Source organism: Halorubrum sp. Eb13 (genome assembly GCF_002252895.1).
Taxonomy (GTDB): Archaea; Halobacteriota; Halobacteria; order Halobacteriales; family Haloferacaceae; genus Halorubrum.
This window is the reverse complement of record NZ_NHPE01000049.1, coordinates 1-647: the sequence shown is the minus strand read 5'-3', so window position 1 is coordinate 647 and position 647 is coordinate 1. Positions and strand designations below refer to the sequence as shown.

Below are 647 nucleotides of genomic sequence, written 5' to 3'. Positions count from 1 at the left end.
GCGCGTCGAGGCAGGCGCCCAGCCGGTCCCGCCCGTTGAGCGTCGGTACGACGACCGAGAGGTCCATACGGTCAGGTATCGGGACGAGGGATTAAAAAGAACTCCGTGCGAAGTCGACGGTCGACTCGTTCCGCCCGTCGCGCGGCGGCCTCAGACAGTCAGGTAGTAGACCTGCTTGCGCGCGTCCTTGAAGCTGTAGCGGGAGTCGACGAGCCCCTCCTCCTCCAAGCGGTTGAGCGCGTAGCGGACGGTCCGGTCGGGCAGAAGCGACTCCTCGGCAAGCCCGCCCTGCGAGAGCGGCGAGTCGCCCTCCAGTACCTTCGCGACGAGCTTGGCGCTAGGGGGTAGTTCGCGCAGGCGATCGCGGTACTCGCTCTCGGACAGGCGGTCTTGGTCGGCGGTCTCCGCTGGACTGGTACTCATGTTATATCTGAATCCTTTGCCTATTGGTAAAGGTTAGCTACATATTGGGGAATCCGATTGGGATAATATAATGTGTTAATATCACGTCTCAGGCGAGCGATTATCCTGATCGATCGGGGTATTTTCCCCGCTTCCCGCCGTACGCGTCTCCGTGATTCCCGAGTCTCACGTCGACATCTTCGAGCGCGAGTCGTACGCCCACCTCGCGACGGTGACTCCCGACG

General features: G+C 61.7%; 1 protein-coding gene. It reads right to left on the bottom strand.

The genetic code is table 11. The features are described 5' to 3' along the window. Window positions 1–150: 150 nt before the first annotated feature. Window positions 151–423: a helix-turn-helix domain-containing protein gene (locus tag DJ75_RS05585; RefSeq protein WP_092921017.1), complete on the bottom strand. Its 273-nt coding sequence runs from the start codon at window positions 421–423 to the stop codon at window positions 151–153. Between the last annotated feature and the right edge of the window lie 224 nt (window positions 424–647).

Excerpts from the sequence above, each read along its gene's own strand:
- DJ75_RS05585 (WP_092921017.1), bottom strand. The coding sequence starts at position 423 with ATGAGTACCAGTCCAGCGGAGACCGCCGACCAAGACCGCCTGTCCGAG.